This window comes from Pseudomonas azotoformans, from assembly GCF_001579805.1.
GTDB lineage: Bacteria > Pseudomonadota > Gammaproteobacteria > Pseudomonadales > Pseudomonadaceae > Aquipseudomonas > Aquipseudomonas azotoformans_A.
This window is the reverse complement of the sequence record NZ_CP014546.1, coordinates 6,255,513-6,272,047: the sequence shown is the minus strand read 5'-3', so window position 1 is coordinate 6,272,047 and position 16,535 is coordinate 6,255,513. Positions and strand designations below refer to the sequence as shown.

The window sequence follows — 16,535 nt, the reverse complement described above, 5'->3', positions numbered from 1 at the left end:
TTTGCGGGTTCGACCCGTGGTGCCCCGGCAGTCCTTTTTGTGTAATGCCTGTTGATTGAAATGGCGCGTCCAGGTGCTGGGCGCGTTTAAGACTGCTTGGAGGTCGAATTGGACAAGAACATGAAAATCCTCATCGTTGATGACTTCTCAACGATGCGGCGGATCATAAAAAACCTGTTGCGTGACCTTGGGTTCACTAACACGGTCGAGGCGGATGACGGCATTACGGCGATTCCGATCCTCAACAGCGGGAGCATCGACTTTCTGGTAACGGACTGGAACATGCCGGGCATGACCGGTATCGACTTGCTGCGCCACGTGCGCGCCGACGAAAAACTGCGCAGCCTGCCTGTGTTGATGGTGACCGCCGAAGCCAAGCGTGAGCAGATCATCGAAGCCGCCCAAGCCGGGGTAAACGGTTACGTGGTCAAGCCATTCACTGCATTGGCCTTGAAAGAGAAGATCGAGAAAATCTTCGAACGCATCCACGGCTAATGCCATCGCGGGGGAGCTATGGAGCATAAAGAAACGTCACAGGGAGACTTTGAGTCGACCCTGAAAAAGCATGCTCACCAATTGGTCGACAGCCTTGAAAAAGGCCAGTTCGGCGACGCGGTGCAGTTAATCCATGAGCTCAACCAGACCCGTGACCGCGGCCTGTACCAGGAAGTGGGCAAGCTCACACGCGAGCTGCACAGTGCGATCGTCAATTTCCAGATTGACCCGCATATGCCCCAGGCCGAGGAAATCTCGCAGATCACCGATGCCACCGAGCGCCTGTCCTATGTGGTCAGGCTGACTGAGGCGGCGGCCAACCGCACCATGGACCTGGTGGAAAACGCCACGCCCCTGGTCAACGGCATGGCCAACGAAGCCCAGGCCCTGAGCAACGACTGGGGCCGTTTCATGCGCCGCGAAGTGGGCGCTGAAGAGTTTCGTGAATTGGCGCGTCGGGTCGAAGGGTTCTTGTCACGCAGCGAGCAGGAAAACCGCACGGTTTCCAGCAACCTCAACGACATTCTGCTCGCCCAGGATTACCAGGACCTCACCGGTCAGGTGATCAAGCGTGTGACCCAGTTGGTCACCGAAGTGGAAAGCAACTTGCTCAAATTAGTGCTGATGGCAGGCCAGGTAGACCGTTTTGCCGGCATTGAACATGACCGCGAAGCGATCCTCTCGGAAAAAGATCCACAAAAACATCTCGCCAAGGGTGAAGGTCCGCAGATTCATGCCGATAAACGTGAAGACGTTGTATCGGGTCAAGATGATGTCGATGACCTGTTATCCAGTTTAGGCTTCTAAGGAGCACCCACATGAGCTTCGGCGCCGATGAAGAAATCCTTCAGGATTTCCTTGTAGAGGCCGGCGAAATTTTAGAGCAGTTGTCCGAGCAACTGGTCGAGCTGGAAAGCCGACCGGATGATGCGAACCTGCTCAATGCAATTTTTCGCGGTTTTCACACTGTAAAAGGGGGCGCCGGCTTCCTCCAGCTCCATGAGCTGGTGGAGTGCTGCCACATCGCCGAAAACGTGTTCGACATCCTGCGCAAGGGTGAGCGTCACGTTGATTCGGAATTGATGGACGTGATTCTCGAAGCACTGGATGCGGTCAACGGCATGTTCAGCGAGGTGCGCGACCGTGCACCGATCACTGCCGCCACCCCGGAACTGCTGGCCGCCCTGGCGCGCCTGGCGGAACCGGCCGACACCTCGGCTGCGCCTGTGGTCGAGGCGGCGCCCGAGCCTGTGGCCGAAGCCGAACCGGATGTGACCGACAGCGAGTTCGAACAGCTGCTCAACTCCCTCAGTGCCGTGAAGGCCGAGGCAGAAGCGCCAAAGGCGCCTGTCGCTGCGCCAACCAGCGAAGACATCACCGACGCTGAGTTCGAATCCCTGCTCGACCAGTTGCACGGCAAAGGCCAGTTCGCGGCCGACGCTGTGGCACCGGCCGCTGCGCCCGAGGCGCCTGCTGCTAAAGCCAGCACCGACATTACCGACGACGAATTCGAAGCGTTGCTCGACCAACTGCACGGCAAGGGCACCTTCGTGGCCGACGCCTTGCCGGAAGTCGCCGCCACGGCCGCAGCGCCTGCCGCTGCCAGTGCAGCACCGGCTGGCGATGGTTTGATCTCCGATCACGAGTTCGAATCGCTGCTGGATGAATTGCACGGTAAGGGCAAGTTCAGCGAAGTGGCCCCGGCCGCAGCGGTGGCCACGGCTGCACCGGTTGCCGCCAAAGCCGCTGCGCCGGCTCCGGCCGCCAAGCCAGCGCCTGTAGCAGCGCCTGCTCCGGCACGCGCCGCCGCCGCTCCGGTTGCCGAGAAGCCTGCCAGTGAAGCCGAAACCACCGTACGGGTTGATACCGCACGCCTGGACGACATCATGAACATGGTCGGCGAACTGGTACTGGTGCGTAACCGCCTGGTGCGCCTGGGCCTGAGCAGCGGCGATGAAGCCATGCAAAAGGCCGTGTCGAACCTCGACGTGGTGACAGCCGACCTGCAGACCGCCGTGATGAAAACGCGGATGCAGCCGATCAAGAAAGTCTTCGGCCGCTTCCCACGCCTGGTCCGCGACCTGGCGCGTCAGCTGAAGAAAGAAATCAACCTGGAACTGGTGGGTGAAGAAACCGACCTCGACAAGAACCTTGTCGAGGCCCTGGCCGACCCGCTGGTCCACTTGGTGCGCAACGCCGTTGACCACGGCGTGGAAACCCCGGAAGAACGCGAAGCCTCGGGCAAGTCCCGTGGCGGCAAAGTGATCCTGGCGGCGGAGCAAGAAGGCGACCATATCCTGCTGTCGATCACTGACGACGGTAAAGGCATGGACCCGACCATCCTGCGCAACATCGCGGTCAAGCGTGGAGTGATGGACAAGGACGCCGCCGACCGCCTGACCGACACCGAGTGCTACAACCTGATCTTTGCCCCGGGCTTCTCGACCAAGACCGAGATTTCCGACGTGTCCGGCCGTGGCGTCGGCATGGACGTGGTGAAGACCAAGATCAGCCAGCTCAATGGCTCGATCAACATCTACTCGACCAAGGGCCAGGGCTCGAAGATCGTCATCAAGGTGCCGTTGACCTTGGCGATCATGCCGACCCTGATGGTGATGCTGGGCAACCAGGCGTTCGCCTTCCCGCTGGTCAACGTCAACGAGATATTCCACCTCGACCTGTCGCGCACCAACGTGGTGGACGGCCAGGAAGTGGTGATTGTGCGCGACAAAGCGTTGCCCCTGTTCTACCTCAAGCGCTGGCTGGTGGCATCGGCCAAGCATGAAGAGCAGCGCGAAGGCCATGTGGTGATTCTCTCCGTGGGCACCCAGCGCATCGGGTTTGTGGTCGATCAACTGGTGGGCCAGGAAGAAGTGGTCATCAAGCCTTTGGGCAAAATGCTGCAGGGAACCCCGGGCATGTCGGGTGCGACCATCACCGGTGACGGTCGGATCGCGCTGATTCTCGATGTTCCGAGCATGCTCAAGCGTTACGCCGCTCGGCGTATTTGATTCTGGTGGGGCAGGGCGGTATTGCCCGCCCCGCCTAACGGAGTGTTTATGGCAGTCAAGGTCCTGGTGGTGGACGATTCGGGTTTCTTCCGCCGCCGCGTCTCGGAAATTCTTTCCGCCGATCCAACGATCCAGGTGGTCGGCACGGCCACCAACGGCAAAGAGGCGATTGATCAAGCCATTGCGTTGAAACCGGACGTGATCACCATGGACTACGAGATGCCGATGATGGATGGCATCACCGCAGTCCGGCATATCATGCAACGCTGCCCGACCCCGGTATTGATGTTCTCCTCGCTGACGCACGAAGGCGCCCGGGTCACCCTGGATGCGCTGGACGCTGGTGCGGTGGACTTCCTGCCGAAGAATTTCGAAGACATCTCGCGCAATCCCGAGAAGGTCAAGCAACTGCTGTGCGAGAAAGTGCACAGCATTTCGCGCAGCAACCGTCGCAGCTTGTTCAGCGCGCCCGCGCCGACGCCTGCACCGGTTGCGGCACCGGCTGCGCCGACGTCATCGTTTGCTCGCCCAGCGCCTGCGCCGGTTGTACGGCCTGCCGTCGCACCGGTTCGCGCCGCTGCGCCTGCGGCTGCCCATTCGCCCGCGCCGAAACGCAAAGCCTACAAGCTGGTGGCTATCGGCACCTCCACCGGCGGCCCGGTGGCCCTGCAACGCGTATTGACCCAACTGCCGGCCAACTTCCCGGCGCCGATCGTGTTGATCCAGCACATGCCCGCAGCCTTCACCAAAGCGTTCGCCGAGCGCCTGGACAAGCTGTGCCGCATCAGCGTCAAGGAAGCCGAGGATGGCGACATCCTGCGTCCGGGCCTGGCGTTGCTGGCGCCGGGTGGCAAGCAGATGATGGTGGACGGCCGTGGCGCGATCAAAATCCTGCCGGGCGATGAGCGCCTGAACTACAAGCCGTGCGTGGATATCACTTTCGGTTCGGCGGCCAAGTCCTACGGCGACAAAGTTCTGGCGGTGGTGCTCACCGGCATGGGCGCCGACGGCCGTGAAGGCGCGCGCCTGCTCAAGCAGGGCGGCAGCGCCATCTGGGCCCAGGACGAAGCCAGCTGCGTGATCTATGGCATGCCCATGGCCATCGTCAAGGCCGATCTGGCCGACGCCGTCTACAGCCTGGACGACATCGGCAAGCATCTGGTGGAGGCCTGCCTCTAATGGATGTCTTGAGCCTGATCGGTATCATCATGGCGTTTGTCGCGATCATTGGCGGCAACTACCTCGAAGGCGGTCACCTCGGCGCCCTGGCCAACGGTCCGGCCGCGTTGATCGTGATCGGCGGCACCGTGGGCGCGGCATTGTTGCAGTCGCCCATGAGCTCGTTCAAGCGCGCCATGCAGATCCTTATCTGGATCATTTTTCCGCCGCGTGTCGACTTGCCGGGTGGCATCGACCGTGTGGTCAACTGGAGCCTCACCGCGCGCAAGGAAGGCCTGCTGGGCCTGGAAGGCGTGGCCGATGCGGAACCCGACAGCTACGCACGCAAAGGCCTGCAATTGCTGGTCGATGGTGCCGAACCGGAAGCGATCCGCAGCATCCTTGAAGTGGATTTCTACACCCAGGAAAGCCGCGACATCAACGCCGCCAAAGTCTACGAAAGCATGGGCGGCTACGCGCCGACCATCGGCATCATCGGTGCGGTGATGGGCCTGATCCACGTCATGGGCAACCTGGCCGACCCTTCGCAACTGGGCAGCGGTATTGCCGTGGCGTTTGTCGCCACTATCTATGGCGTGGCCAGTGCCAACCTGGTGTTGTTGCCGGTGGCGAGCAAACTCAAGTCGATTGCCATGCGCCAGTCGCGTTACCGCGAGATGTTGCTCGAAGGCATCTTGTCGATTGCCGAGGGCGAGAACCCGCGCTCCATCGAATTGAAGCTCCAGGGCTTCATGGATTGATGGGAGGTATTCATTGTGAGCCGTCGCCGTCGCGAGCCTGAAGAACACGTCAACCACGAGCGGTGGTTGGTGTCCTACGCGGACTTCATCACCTTGCTGTTCGCGTTTTTCGTGGTGATGTACTCCATCTCGTCGATCAACGAAGGCAAGTACAAGGTTATTTCCCAGGCGTTGATCGGCGTGTTCAACGACGCCGACCGCTCGCTCAAGCCGATTCCCATCGGTGAAGAGCGGCCCAAGACCGTGACCCCAGCCAAGCCGCTGGTCAACGACAGCGACGAAACCGCTGCCGGCGTGGGCGGTACCAGCGATCCGCTGAAAAGCATCGCCGATGACATCAGCGCGGCGTTTGGCGACCTGATCAGCTCCAACCAGATGACCGTGCGCGGCAACGAGTTGTGGGTGGAGATCGAGCTCAATTCCAGCCTGCTGTTCGCCAGTGCCGATGCGATGCCCAGCGACCAGGCGTTCACCATTATCGACAAGGTGGCGGCGATTCTGCGGCCGTTCGAGAACCCGATCCATGTCGAAGGCTTTACCGACAATTTTCCGATCAGCACGGCGCAGTACCCGACCAACTGGGAACTGTCGTCAGCGCGTGCCGCGAGCATCGTGCGCATGCTGGCGATGCAGGGCGTGAACCCAGGTCGCCTGGCGTCGGTAGGCTATGGCGAGTTCCAGCCGGTGGCCAATAACGCCACCGTAGAGGGCCGCGCAAAGAACCGCCGGGTGGTGTTGGTGGTGTCGCGCAACCTGGATGTGCGCCGCAGCCTGACCGGCACCGGCACCGCCAATGCAGCACCGGATGCCGCCTTGAAGCGGGCTGGCACACAAACTGCACCGCCCCCTGTAAAACCGCCGGTTCGTCAGAGCGCCGTCAATTCTCCGTCGCCGGCTCAATAACCTTATGCAATGTCTCGGTCGCGCCTGTGCCTGCCGGGAGGAACCAACCGAATGAGAGTCTGGGCAGTTGCCAATCAAAAAGGTGGGGTCGGCAAGACCACCACTTCCATCGCCTTAGCCGGCTTGCTGGCCGAGGCGGGCAAGCGCGTGGTCGTGGTGGACCTGGACCCGCACGGCTCCATGACCAGCTATTTCGGCTACGACCCGGACGCGCTGGAGCACAGCAACTACGACCTGTTCCTGCACAAGGGCAGCGTACCGGCTGATCTGCCGGGGCAACTGCTGCTGCCTACCAGCAACGAAAGCATTTCCCTGCTGCCGTCCAGCACCGCCCTGGCCACCCTTGAGCGTCAGTCGCCGGGGCAGAGCGGGTTGGGCTTGGTGATCGCCAAGACCCTGGCGCAACTGTGGCAGGACTTCGACTACGCAATCATCGACAGCCCGCCGTTGCTGGGCGTGTTGATGGTCAACGCCTTGGCGGCGAGCCAGCAGTTGGTGATCCCGGTGCAGACCGAACACCTGGCCGTCAAAGGCCTGGAGCGCATGGTCAGCACCCTGGCGATGATCAACCGTTCGCGCAAACAAGCGCTGCCGTTCAGCATCGTGCCGACCCTGTTCGACCGCCGCACCCAAGCGTCCCTTGGCACCCTGCGCGTGCTGCGCGATGCCTACCCGGACACCATCTGGAACGGCTACATCCCGGTGGACACGCGCCTGCGTGACGCCAGCCGCGCGGGCCTTGCGCCGTCGCAGTTCGATGGCAAGAGCCGTGGCGTACTCGCCTACCGCGCGCTGCTCAAGCACCTGTTGTCGCAACAGCTTGTGGCGCAGGTGGCGTGATGAACCGTCCTGTCGAACTCAAGACCCGGCCGCAACTGGCGCTGGAATCCTACCTGGATGCCCTGCTGCAAGATGCGACCGCCGAAGATTTGCCGGAGCCGATCCTGGTGCTGGAACCGGCTGTTGAACCCGAAGCCGCGCTGGATGAATTCCAGTTGGCGGTGCTGGAAGAACAAGCCCGTGATGCGCAGGTCGTAGTGCCGATTACGCCGGTAGTGGTGGCGCCTGTGGTGGTTGCCCCTGCTCCTGTCGTGGTCGAGCCGGTGGTGGAAGTGCATTTGCCGCCGAGCATCACGCCGCCGCCGGTGACCGGTGATGGCCGCCCAAGCTGGGCTGCCGAACCGTTCGAATGCCTGCTGTTCGACGTCGCCGGCTTGACCCTGGCGGTGCCGCTGGTGTGCCTGGGCTCGATCTATTCGCTGGAAGGCCAGGAGCTGACGCCGTTGTTCGGGCAACCGGAGTGGTTCCTCGGCATCCTGCCCAGCCAGGCCGGTAACCTCAAAGTGCTGGATACCGCACGCTGGGTCATGCCCGACCGCTACCGCGATGACTTCCGCCAGGGCCTGCAATACGTGATCTCGGTGCAGGGCTACGAGTGGGGGCTGGCGGTGCATCAAGTCAGCCGCTCGTTGCGCCTGGACCCGAACGAAATCAAATGGCGCAGCCACCGCGGCCAACGGCCTTGGCTGGCAGGCACCGTGATCGAGCACATGTGCGCGTTGCTCGACGTCGCCGAACTGGCCGAGTTGATCGCCAGCGGTGCCGTCAAGTCGATGCCACTGAACAAACACAGTTGATTGAACAATAAGGGCCGCATGCGAATGCGGTCAGTGAAGCACACACGCCGTGTCATGCGGCATTTGAAGGGGTCAGGGGTATGAACAAGTCAGCGTCCGCACAAGGTTTGGATGATCCGATCCTGCAATGGGTGACCTTCAAACTGGACAACGAGTCCTACGGCATTAACGTGATGCGCGTGCAGGAAGTGCTGCGCTACACCGAGATCGCCCCGGTGCCGGGTGCGCCGAGCTACGTGCTGGGCATCATCAACCTGCGCGGCAACGTGGTGACGGTGATCGACACCCGCCAGCGTTTCGGCCTGGTGCCGACTGAAGTCAATGACAACACGCGTATCGTGATCATCGAGGCCGACAAGCAAGTGGTCGGGATCATGGTCGACAGCGTGGCCGAAGTGGTCTACCTGCGCCAATCGGAAGTGGAAACCGCGCCGAACGTGGGTAACGAAGAGTCCGCCAAGTTCATCCAGGGCGTGTGCAACAAGAACGGCGAGCTGCTGATTCTGGTTGAGCTGGACAAGATGATGAGCGAAGAAGAATGGTCGGAACTGGAGAGCATCTGATTGTTCCTTGAGGCCGCGGTGATTGTCCTGGCCCTGCTGTGGGCTGGGACTTTGGCATTTCTGTTGCGCTATGTGCGTCAGCAGCGTGAACTGTTGTTGCAGCAGGCTGAGCGTGATGCTGTGCGTGATCGGCGGATGCTGGAGTTGGTGAAGCGGGTTGATCACTTTCAGCAGAGTGCGGTGAAGGTCGGGGACGAGGTGCATGAATTGCGCGCGATTCTTGCGCCGTTGCCTGACAAACTGGCGCAGATTGAGCAGCGGGATCCTTCGAGTCTTTCGTTTGCCCAGGCTGCCAAGCTGGTGGGGATGGGGGCTACGGTGGATGAGTTGACGCAGTCTTGTGGGTTGACTCAGGCTGAGGCGCAACTGATGAGTAAGTTGCATAAGAGTTGATTGAGTACATATCCGTTATTTAGGTAACGGCCGCCTATGGTTCCGCTCTTACAGCGGGTCACTTTTGGCAAACGCCCCAAAAGTAACCAAAAGGTCTCTGCCCCAACACTCGGCACCTCGCCTAGGCTCGGTGTGCCCTCACTCCGGCTTTGGAGCGTGGGCCGCCGCGATGGGCCATCCTTGGCCCAGCGCGGCTAACCCGGCGTCCTGCCGGGTTACCCATGCTCCAAAGCCTGCGTTCGGCCAGCGTGTTTAACGGGGCGCCTCAAATCAAGATCAAGAGCGACTCGCTTCGCATCGTGGATACGTTTTTTGTCCTCTGTAGGAGCCGGCTTGCCGGCGAAAAACGTGAGGACGCCGTGTTTATCCAGATGCTCTACACCACTCAAGCCGGCTGTCAGGCCGCTGTGCTTTTGCTTTTGATTTTGATCTTAGGCGCCCCGTCAAACACGCTGGCCGGAATTCGGCAGGGATTTGGGGGGTAAACCGGCAGGGATGCCGGTTTAGCCGCCCCGCGCCATGGATGGCGCGTGGCGGCGGCCCCCCAAATCACTGTCGGATTACGGGCACACCGAGCCTAAGCGAGGTGCCGAGTGTTGGGGCAAGAGCGTTTTGGTGGACTTGTTCCCTCGCAGCGGACGCCAAGAAGCGATATTTTAATCGCAATCTTGGAGGCACTTATGGCACAGCAAACTCGCCGCAGTTACACCGACGACTTCAAAGCTCAGGCAGTGACACTCGCTGAAAGCATTGGTCGAGGAGAAGCTGCCCGACAGTTGGATATCTCGGTCAAAACCTTAGGTAATTGGCTGGACGCCGCACGCAACGGGCGTCCTCTCAGTTCTCCTGCCCGGCATCCGGTCTCTGACCTGGAAAGCGAGCTGGCTCGGCTTCGAGCTGAAAATGCCACGCTCAAAATGGAGCGAGAAATCCTAAAAAAAGCGACGGCGTTCTTTGCCAAAGAGTCCAACTGAGATACGCCTTTGTCGCCCGTGAACGGACTCACTTTCCAGTCAGGCTGTTATGTCGAGTGATGGAGGTCTCGGTGTCGGGCTTTCACGGCTATTTGAAGCGTCAGAAACGTCCTGATCCAGATGTGGCGATTCGCTTGGAAATTCGCGCGATTCATCGGGCAAGCCGAGGCACTTATGGGCGTCCACGCATGGTTAAGGCGCTTCATAACCGCTCGTACGCGATAGGGCACAAGCGAGTAGCTCGTCTGATGAGAGAGGAAATGCTGCGAGGAAAAATCAAAGCCCGCTTCAAACACTCGACGGATAACCGGTATATCCAACCTATTTCTGACAACGTGTTAAAACGACGCTTTTCCGTGACAAGCCCAGCACCCGCCTGGGTGGGGGATATCACGTATATTTCGACCCGCCAGGGTTGGTTGTACTTGGCTGTGGTGTTGAGTATCCAGACCCGGCAGGTGCTGGGTTACAGCCTGTCGGATCGTATGCCCGAGGGCTTGGTACAACAGGCGTTCATGAACGCCTGGACCAGAGCGCCCGTGGATCACGGTGTGATTTTTCACTCTGATCGAGGCCGACAATACACCGGTAGCGGTTTTCGTAGCATGATCGCGGAAAGAGGCTTCGTGCAAAGCATGAGCCGTAAGGGGAATTGCTGGGATAACGCCGTGGCAGAGAGCTTTTTTGCCACACTCAAGAAGGAAGAAGCCATCGGTGTGTATCCCAGCAAAGCACAGGCCCATGCATCAATCGCAAGCTACATCCATGGGTTTTACAACGCGGCACGGCTGCACTCGGCGCTGGGATACAGCTCACCTAATGACTACGCAAAGCAACTGAAGCAAACTGCTTAACACTCGCTTCATGGCGTACGTTTTGAGGGAACAAGTCCATGGTTACTTTGCCGCTTTTGCAAAGTGACCCGCCGTAAGGGCGGAACCAATTTCAGCCGTTACCCAAATAACGGATATGTACCCAAAGACCAACAAATAATTTCCAACCCCAATGGCTTTTTTCTCCCCGCCCAAGGTCCACATCCTCCAAGCACCCTTGAATCAGGAGATTCCCTCAATGACCACCCCCAAAGCCCTGTTGATCCTCCACGGCAAGCAAGCCCTCAACGAGGACGTACGCTCTGCCGTGCAGGCCCGACGCAAGCAGGGCGGCGAGTTGGCGGTGCGGGTCACATGGGAAGGCGGCGATGCCCAACGCCTGGTCAACGAAGCCCTGGCAGACGGCTACACCCATATCATCGCCGGCGGCGGCGACGGCACCTTGCGCGACGTCGCCGAAGCCATGGCCCAGGCCAAGACCGACGCCAGCCTGGTGCTGATGCCACTGGGCACCGCCAACGACTTCGCCAAGGCCGCCGGCGTGCCGCTCGAACCCGCCCAGGCGCTGGCGCTGCTGGATGTACCGCCAAGGGCCATCGACCTCGGCCAGGTCGGCGGGCAAATCTTCCTCAACATGGCCACCGGCGGTTTCGGCAGCCAAGTCACCGCCAACACCTCCGAAGATTTGAAGAAAGTCCTCGGCGGCGCCGCCTACCTGTTCACCGGCTTGACCCGTTTCAGCGAGCTGAAGGCTGCCTACGCCGAACTCGATGGCCCCGATTTCCACTGGAAAGGCGAGCTGCTCGCCCTGGGCATCGGCAACGGTCGCCAAGCGGGCGGCGGCCATGAGCTATGCCCCGGCGCCATGGCCGATGACGGCTTGCTGGATGTCAGCATCCTGCCCGCGCCCCAGGAGGTGGTCGGTACCTTGCGTGAGTTGATGAACAACGGCTGGGGCCTGGACACCATGTTCGTCCGGGCGCGCCTGCCGTGGGTGAATATCAAGGTCGCACAGGGCCTGTACATCAACCTGGATGGCGAACCGCTGGAGGGTGATGACCTGCACTTCGAGGCCCTGCCCAAGGCCTTGCGCGTGCACCTGCCGGTGGATTCGCCGTTAGTCGTCCAGGCTGATGATCTGCTCGCGCACCGCGAATAACACCAGGCCGGCCACGTCGAAAATCTGCAGGCGTTTCATGATCTGCGAGCGGTGAGCTTCCACGGTCTTGATGCTCAAGCCCAAGCCGTGGGCGATTTCCCGGGTGGACTTGCCGCGCACAATCAACCGCAGGATCTCCAACTGCCGAGCCGTAAGGTTGTGGCTGTGGCCAGCCGGGGTAGTGGGGCCCTGGCTGCGTACCAGCGCCTGGTTGATCACGGTGTGGGCAATCGCCGGGCTCAGGTAGCGCTCGTTGTTGCGCAGGGCCAGCAGCGCATGTTCCAGCTCGTTGGCGGTGGTGTCCTTGAGCAGGTAGCCATGGGCGCCGGACTCCAGCGCGCACATGATCAGTTCCGGGTCGGTGTGCATCGACAGGATCAGCACGCGACTCTTGGGGTAGGCGCGCTTGAGTTGCTGCAGGGCATCCAGGCCGCCGGTGTGTTTCATCGACAGGTCCAACAGCACGATATCGGGCAGCAGGGCGCTGAACTGCTCCAGCAACTGTGCGCCATCGCTGGCCTCACCGACCACCGTGTAGCCGGGAATGTCCTGGACCAGCGCGCGTACGCCGGCCCGGATCAGTGCATGGTCATCCACCAGGAGTAATGTGCAGGTCACTCGAGAACCTTAGGGGAACTGGCCCGTTCGAGGGCGCGTGGCGCCCAGGGGAAAAGCGCGTCGATCCGTGTCCCTTTGCCTGGTTGGCTGTTGACGGATAACGAACCGCCAAGCTGATCAATCCGCTCTGACATGCCGGCCATGCCCCGCTGGCCTTCCAGGCCCGGGTTGATGGCCGGCGAAAAACCCTGGCCGTCATCGCAGATACTCAGCGACAGGCCCTCGGGCAGGCGTTGCAGGCGTACCAACAGATTGCGCGCCTGGGCGTGGCGTAGCATGTTGGTCACCGCTTCCTGGGTGATGCGAAAGGCCGCAACGGCCATTTCTTCCGGGATGCCGGTCAGCCGCTGTTGGCATTCCAGGCTCCAGTGAATCGGGGTGTTTTCCAGGGTCTTGAGCAGGTGCGCGCGCAGGCTGGCTTCCAGGCCCAGGCTGGCCAGCTGGCGAGGGTTGAGGATGGCCGAGACGTCACGCACCTTGGCCAGGGTTTCATTCAGGGTGTTGCACAGCACTGTGCACTGGCTTTGCAGGTCTTCGGGCAGGCGGCGCTTGAGCCATTCGCTTTGCAGCTTGGCGGCGGTGAGCAGTTGGCCGATATCGTCATGCAGCTCACGGCTCAGGCGGTGGCGTTCGTTTTCCTGCACTTGCAACAGGCGATCGGCCAGTTCCTGAGGCTGGAACTTGATGGATTTGCGCGAGTGCCACTGTTGCAGGCCAACCACCAGCAGCGTGGCCAGGTTGAGCAGCACCAGCAACGGCAAGGCGGCGGAGAAACTGTAGGCCCACAGGCTCAGCAGCAGCGAGCCAAGGCACAGGGCGAGGATCAGACGGCGTGCATTGCTGCGGGACGCGGACCTTGCGATGAGTGTCTTGAGGTAGGCGTACATAGCGGATGGAGCCAATGAAGGTTCGCTGCGGGAAGTCCGGTCACGGCCGCTGACAGGGCTCTGTTTGGAATGCGTTATCGAATCGTTTTTATGCATGATGAAGTTGAGTCACTTCGAGCGGGGCATAGTACCACCACTATTACCGTTGGTCGCCTGGTGCTGTGTCCGACTGGGTTATTAGCCGCGCAAATGCTCCGGGCGGTATTCCCAGAGTTCATGGAGTGGGGTAGTTATATTATTTCTGTTCGGTTGTATCGTTATTACCGTTAATGGCTAATTGATATCTTTGCCTGCGTGATTCAATTCCACTGGATGAGTCGTTTTCAGATAACTTTTGATTTAAATGCGACCTGATATCCGCTCAAGACACGTGATGCACCCGCTGCTGCGGTTTAAAGGCGAAGTCTTTCTGCGGAATATGCAGTGTCACTGTGGCGATCAATGTCGTTTGCTCCGCTTCATCCAATGCCAGTTGGCCTGTCTTTACATCAATCAACTCCAACTGCCAGGCCAGTAACTTCAGGCATTCTTCCAAGGCGTCCAAGGCTTGATCATGCAGTTGCAGCGGGCTTTCGGCATTGGCGATCAGGTACTGGATGTGCCGCGAGAATTCGCTGATGGCCTGCAGGGCAAGGCAATCTGCTCTTTCGGCGAGCTTGATCAGGCTGATTTTCATGCAGTCGATAGCGTCACTGTCGTTTCGGATCAAATGCAGGTGGCTCAGGCACTCTTCCGATTTGATCAGCAGCTTTTCAGCTTCCTGAAGGAATTCGGGAAGTGCAAGTTGCCACTCGTTACCGTCGTTCATCATGCAAGTCTCCACAACATAAGGTCGGGTGATGAGATGTCGCACCGGGTGAATGGCTTAAAACTAGCGCTGAAATATGACTGGAATCTGTAGGTCGCTTCTGAATAATCAGTAGGAAGCTTATTAGAGTGATGGCGACGGCTGTGCGCGGCCCTCATGAGCGGGGTCAATTGCACACCTTCAATTGCCGACAGTTGAATGTCTGGAAGGCCCGTGGGCCGAGGGCTTGGGATGGCAAACAAAAGCCTGACTCCATTCATGCATTGAGAATGGCGTCACATTAATGGCTATTAGATATTGCGAATATCAGGTTGGGCCTGATTGTGTGTAGGGGAATCCCTTACATGGCGGAACCTTGCGTCGAATTGAATGTCGCGCAACGTCGCTGTACCCCTCTCTGGAGAGGCCAGCGCAGTAAACCATGATGTCAGTGTGACATCAATGAATTTACGTGGCATTTTACACGGGTCAAGGTCTGGCGCTTGCCGCCGATAACAAGCCTTAAGTGAGCTGCACAATCCCTTAGCGCATCAGGAGCTTTTAATGGCCGGCATTCTCGACACGGTAGATCAACGCACGCAACTGGTGGGTGAGAATCGCCTGGAGATCCTCATGTTCCGCCTGTTCGGGCGTCAGCTGTTCGCGATCAACGTGTTCAAGGTGCAGGAAGTGCTGCAACTGCCCAAGCTGACCTTGATGCCACAGCGCCATCCGTTCGTGTGTGGCGTGGTCAACTTGCGGGGCCAGACCTTGCCGGTAATCGATCTGTCCCAGGCCATCGGCATGCGCCCGCTGGTGCCGGGCCCCAACAGCACCATTATCGTCACCGAGTACAACCGCTCGGTGCAGGCGTTCCTGGTGGGCGGCGTGGACCGCATCGTTAACATGAACTGGGAAGCCATCCTGCCGCCGCCGACCAGCGCCGGTCGCCAGCATTACCTCACGGCCATCAGCAAAGTCGACGACCAGTTGGTGGAAATCATCGACGTGGAAAAAGTCCTGGCCGAGATCGTGCCGTACAACGCCAAGGTCTCCCGTGAAAAACTCGAAGACCCGGTGCTGGAGCGTGCCCGTGGCCGCGAAGTGCTGCTGGTGGACGACTCCAATGTGGCTCTCTCGCAACTGCGCGACACCCTCGGTCAACTGGGGGTGAAGATGCACATCGCCAGCGACGGCCTCAAGGCGCTGAACATGCTCAAGGCCTGGGCCGACAGCGGCCAGGTGATGACCGACAAGCTGCTGATGATCTTCACCGACGCGGAAATGCCCGAGATGGACGGCTATCGCCTCACCACCGAGATCCGCAACGACCCGCGCCTGCGTGGCCTGTATGTGGTGCTGCACACCTCGTTGTCGGGCAGCTTCAACGACTCGATGGTGAAGAAGGTCGGCTGCGACAACTTCCTGTCCAAATTCCAGCCCGACAAGCTGGTGGATGTGGTGCGTCAGCGTCTGATGCTGGACGAAGTGCCCGCTTGACCTTAGGGTGATGGCTTTGCCCCTCAGGAATGCAGGCCCATGCTTCGTCTCAGCGCGTTGTACCGTTACCCCTTGAAGTCCGGCAAGGCCGAAACCCTGCAACAGGTCGGCCTGGATAAGCTCGGGGTGGACGGGGACCGACGCTGGATGCTGGTGGATGAAGGCAGTGGGCGTTTCCTCACGCAGCGTGCCGTGGCGAAGATGAGCCAACTGTCGGCGCTGTGGAACAGCAGTGGCGGCCTCACCTTGAGCTCGCCGGGCTACACGCCGCTGGACGTGGCGCTGCCCGGCAACGACGCCGAGTTGCGTGGCGTGACCATCTGGCGCGACACCTTGCGCGTGCCCGATGCGGGCGACGCGGCGGCGGCCTGGGTCAGCGATTTCATCGGCAAGCCGACGCGGCTGGTGCAAATCCCCGTCGAGCGTGCCCGCACCACCCAGGCCGGTTACGGCAAGGACGACGACCAGGTCGCGTTTGCCGACGGTTACCCGCTGCTGGTGATCGGCCAGGCGTCGCTGGACGATCTTTCCCGGCGCATCGGTCGTCCCATGGAAATGCTGCGCTTTCGTCCCAACCTGGTCATCGAAGGCAGTGAAGCCTTCGCCGAAGATGGTTGGAAGCGCCTGCGCATTGGCGACGTGGAGTTCCGTGCGGTCAAGCCGTGTTCGCGCTGCATCCTCACCACCATTGACCCGCAGACCGGCGAGCGCAGCGCAGACCGCGAACCCTTCGCCACGCTGGAGGCTTACCGCAAGACAGAAGACGGCGCGATTTTCGGCCAGAACCTGGTCAACGATGGCATTGGGCAGTTGGAAGTCGGGATGCCGGTGACGATCCTGGAATAGTTTTCTTCAC

19 protein-coding genes are annotated in these 16,535 nt (G+C 60.3%); 16 read left to right on the top strand and 3 right to left on the bottom strand.

The window, feature by feature from the left end; genetic code table 11:
* Window positions 1-120: 120 nt before the first annotated feature.
* From AYR47_RS28775 to yegS, 14 genes are all read left to right on the top strand, one after another.
* A complete protein-coding gene (locus tag AYR47_RS28775) occupies window positions 121-495 on the top strand; it encodes a chemotaxis response regulator CheY (RefSeq protein WP_015885173.1) in 375 nt (124 codons plus the stop codon).
* 18 nt (window positions 496-513) lie between these two features.
* Entirely contained in the window at window positions 514-1,302 is a 789-nt protein-coding gene (locus AYR47_RS28770) for a protein phosphatase CheZ (protein ID WP_033900779.1), read from the top strand.
* Between the two features lie 11 nt (window positions 1,303-1,313).
* Complete coding sequence (locus AYR47_RS28765) at window positions 1,314-3,506, top strand: chemotaxis protein CheA (RefSeq protein ID WP_061449181.1); 2,193 nt, start codon at window positions 1,314-1,316, stop codon at window positions 3,504-3,506.
* Window positions 3,507-3,554: 48 nt separating this feature from the next.
* Entirely contained in the window at window positions 3,555-4,685 is a 1,131-nt protein-coding gene (locus tag AYR47_RS28760; protein ID WP_061449180.1) for a protein-glutamate methylesterase/protein-glutamine glutaminase, read from the top strand.
* The gene (locus AYR47_RS28755) at window positions 4,685-5,425 is read left to right on the top strand and encodes a flagellar motor protein (RefSeq protein ID WP_033900785.1); all 741 of its coding nucleotides are present in this window, start codon (window positions 4,685-4,687) and stop codon (window positions 5,423-5,425) included. Before AYR47_RS28760 ends, AYR47_RS28755 begins: the two co-directional genes overlap by 1 nt.
* A 15-nt stretch (window positions 5,426-5,440) precedes the next feature.
* Window positions 5,441-6,328 (top strand): flagellar motor protein MotD, encoded by an 888-nt coding sequence (gene motD / locus AYR47_RS28750; RefSeq protein WP_061449179.1) that lies wholly within the window; start codon window positions 5,441-5,443, stop codon window positions 6,326-6,328.
* A 51-nt stretch (window positions 6,329-6,379) separates the two neighbouring features.
* The gene (locus AYR47_RS28745) at window positions 6,380-7,168 is read left to right on the top strand and encodes a ParA family protein (RefSeq protein WP_028617310.1); all 789 of its coding nucleotides are present in this window, start codon (window positions 6,380-6,382) and stop codon (window positions 7,166-7,168) included.
* Window positions 7,168-7,965, top strand: coding sequence for a CheW domain-containing protein (locus AYR47_RS28740; RefSeq protein ID WP_061449178.1), 798 nt, complete (start codon window positions 7,168-7,170; stop codon window positions 7,963-7,965). Before AYR47_RS28745 ends, AYR47_RS28740 begins: the two co-directional genes overlap by 1 nt.
* A gap of 80 nt (window positions 7,966-8,045) precedes the next feature.
* On the top strand, window positions 8,046-8,528 hold the full coding sequence (locus AYR47_RS28735; protein ID WP_010564003.1) for a chemotaxis protein CheW: 483 nt from the start codon (window positions 8,046-8,048) through the stop codon (window positions 8,526-8,528).
* Window positions 8,529-8,921, top strand: a complete 393-nt coding sequence (locus AYR47_RS28730) for a DUF2802 domain-containing protein (RefSeq protein WP_033900790.1) — start codon at window positions 8,529-8,531, stop codon at window positions 8,919-8,921.
* A gap of 221 nt (window positions 8,922-9,142) precedes the next feature.
* A complete protein-coding gene (locus tag AYR47_RS32770) occupies window positions 9,143-9,406 on the top strand; it encodes a hypothetical protein (RefSeq protein WP_061449177.1) in 264 nt (87 codons plus the stop codon).
* A 195-nt stretch (window positions 9,407-9,601) separates the two neighbouring features.
* Window positions 9,602-9,895 carry a transposase gene (locus AYR47_RS28720; RefSeq protein WP_033901971.1) on the top strand — a complete coding sequence of 98 codons (294 nt, stop codon included), beginning with the start codon at window positions 9,602-9,604 and terminating at the stop codon, window positions 9,893-9,895.
* A complete protein-coding gene (locus tag AYR47_RS28715; RefSeq protein WP_033901970.1) occupies window positions 9,892-10,749 on the top strand; it encodes an IS3 family transposase in 858 nt (285 codons plus the stop codon). Before AYR47_RS28720 ends, AYR47_RS28715 begins: the two co-directional genes overlap by 4 nt.
* Window positions 10,750-10,966: 217 nt before the next feature.
* Window positions 10,967-11,887: a lipid kinase YegS gene (gene yegS / locus AYR47_RS28710; RefSeq protein ID WP_038844345.1), complete on the top strand. Its 921-nt coding sequence runs from the start codon at window positions 10,967-10,969 to the stop codon at window positions 11,885-11,887.
* Here the strand turns inward: yegS and AYR47_RS28705 are convergent.
* The 3 genes from AYR47_RS28705 to AYR47_RS28695 all read right to left on the bottom strand — a co-directional run bounded on the left by AYR47_RS28705 (window position 11,846) and on the right by AYR47_RS28695 (window position 14,203).
* On the bottom strand, window positions 11,846-12,505 hold the full coding sequence (locus tag AYR47_RS28705; RefSeq protein WP_061449176.1) for a response regulator transcription factor: 660 nt from the start codon (window positions 12,503-12,505) through the stop codon (window positions 11,846-11,848). The two genes, yegS and AYR47_RS28705, sit on opposite strands and share 42 nt — an antisense overlap.
* Complete coding sequence (locus tag AYR47_RS28700) at window positions 12,502-13,392, bottom strand: sensor histidine kinase (protein ID WP_033900800.1); 891 nt, start codon at window positions 13,390-13,392, stop codon at window positions 12,502-12,504. The genes AYR47_RS28705 and AYR47_RS28700 overlap by 4 nt, the downstream gene beginning before the upstream one ends.
* A 361-nt stretch (window positions 13,393-13,753) precedes the next feature.
* Window positions 13,754-14,203 carry a hypothetical protein gene (locus AYR47_RS28695; RefSeq protein ID WP_177076911.1) on the bottom strand — a complete coding sequence of 150 codons (450 nt, stop codon included), beginning with the start codon at window positions 14,201-14,203 and terminating at the stop codon, window positions 13,754-13,756.
* 540 nt (window positions 14,204-14,743) lie between these two features.
* Here AYR47_RS28695 and AYR47_RS28690 point away from each other — a divergent pair.
* Window positions 14,744-15,679, top strand: a complete 936-nt coding sequence (locus AYR47_RS28690) for a chemotaxis protein CheV (protein ID WP_010208794.1) — start codon at window positions 14,744-14,746, stop codon at window positions 15,677-15,679.
* Between the two features lie 39 nt (window positions 15,680-15,718).
* The gene (locus tag AYR47_RS28685) at window positions 15,719-16,525 is read left to right on the top strand and encodes an MOSC domain-containing protein (protein WP_061449175.1); all 807 of its coding nucleotides are present in this window, start codon (window positions 15,719-15,721) and stop codon (window positions 16,523-16,525) included.
* The last annotated feature ends 10 nt before the right edge of the window (window positions 16,526-16,535 follow it).

Bases quoted from the DNA above. Each gene is read 5' to 3' on its own strand.
- AYR47_RS28775 (WP_015885173.1), top strand. From the start codon at position 121: ATGAAAATCCTCATCGTTGATGACTTCTCAACGATGCGGCGGATCATA.
- AYR47_RS28770 (WP_033900779.1), top strand. From the start codon at position 514: ATGGAGCATAAAGAAACGTCACAGGGAGACTTTGAGTCGACCCTGAAA.
- AYR47_RS28765 (WP_061449181.1), top strand. From the start codon at position 1,314: ATGAGCTTCGGCGCCGATGAAGAAATCCTTCAGGATTTCCTTGTAGAG.
- AYR47_RS28760 (WP_061449180.1), top strand. From the start codon at position 3,555: ATGGCAGTCAAGGTCCTGGTGGTGGACGATTCGGGTTTCTTCCGCCGC.
- AYR47_RS28755 (WP_033900785.1), top strand. From the start codon at position 4,685: ATGGATGTCTTGAGCCTGATCGGTATCATCATGGCGTTTGTCGCGATC.
- AYR47_RS28745 (WP_028617310.1), top strand. From the start codon at position 6,380: ATGAGAGTCTGGGCAGTTGCCAATCAAAAAGGTGGGGTCGGCAAGACC.
- AYR47_RS28740 (WP_061449178.1), top strand. From the start codon at position 7,168: ATGAACCGTCCTGTCGAACTCAAGACCCGGCCGCAACTGGCGCTGGAA.
- AYR47_RS28735 (WP_010564003.1), top strand. From the start codon at position 8,046: ATGAACAAGTCAGCGTCCGCACAAGGTTTGGATGATCCGATCCTGCAA.
- AYR47_RS32770 (WP_061449177.1), top strand. From the start codon at position 9,143: ATGCTCCAAAGCCTGCGTTCGGCCAGCGTGTTTAACGGGGCGCCTCAA.
- AYR47_RS28720 (WP_033901971.1), top strand. From the start codon at position 9,602: ATGGCACAGCAAACTCGCCGCAGTTACACCGACGACTTCAAAGCTCAG.
- yegS (WP_038844345.1), top strand. From the start codon at position 10,967: ATGACCACCCCCAAAGCCCTGTTGATCCTCCACGGCAAGCAAGCCCTC.
- AYR47_RS28700 (WP_033900800.1), bottom strand. From the start codon at position 13,392: ATGTACGCCTACCTCAAGACACTCATCGCAAGGTCCGCGTCCCGCAGC.
- AYR47_RS28695 (WP_177076911.1), bottom strand. From the start codon at position 14,203: ATGATGAACGACGGTAACGAGTGGCAACTTGCACTTCCCGAATTCCTT.
- AYR47_RS28690 (WP_010208794.1), top strand. From the start codon at position 14,744: ATGGCCGGCATTCTCGACACGGTAGATCAACGCACGCAACTGGTGGGT.
- AYR47_RS28685 (WP_061449175.1), top strand. From the start codon at position 15,719: ATGCTTCGTCTCAGCGCGTTGTACCGTTACCCCTTGAAGTCCGGCAAG.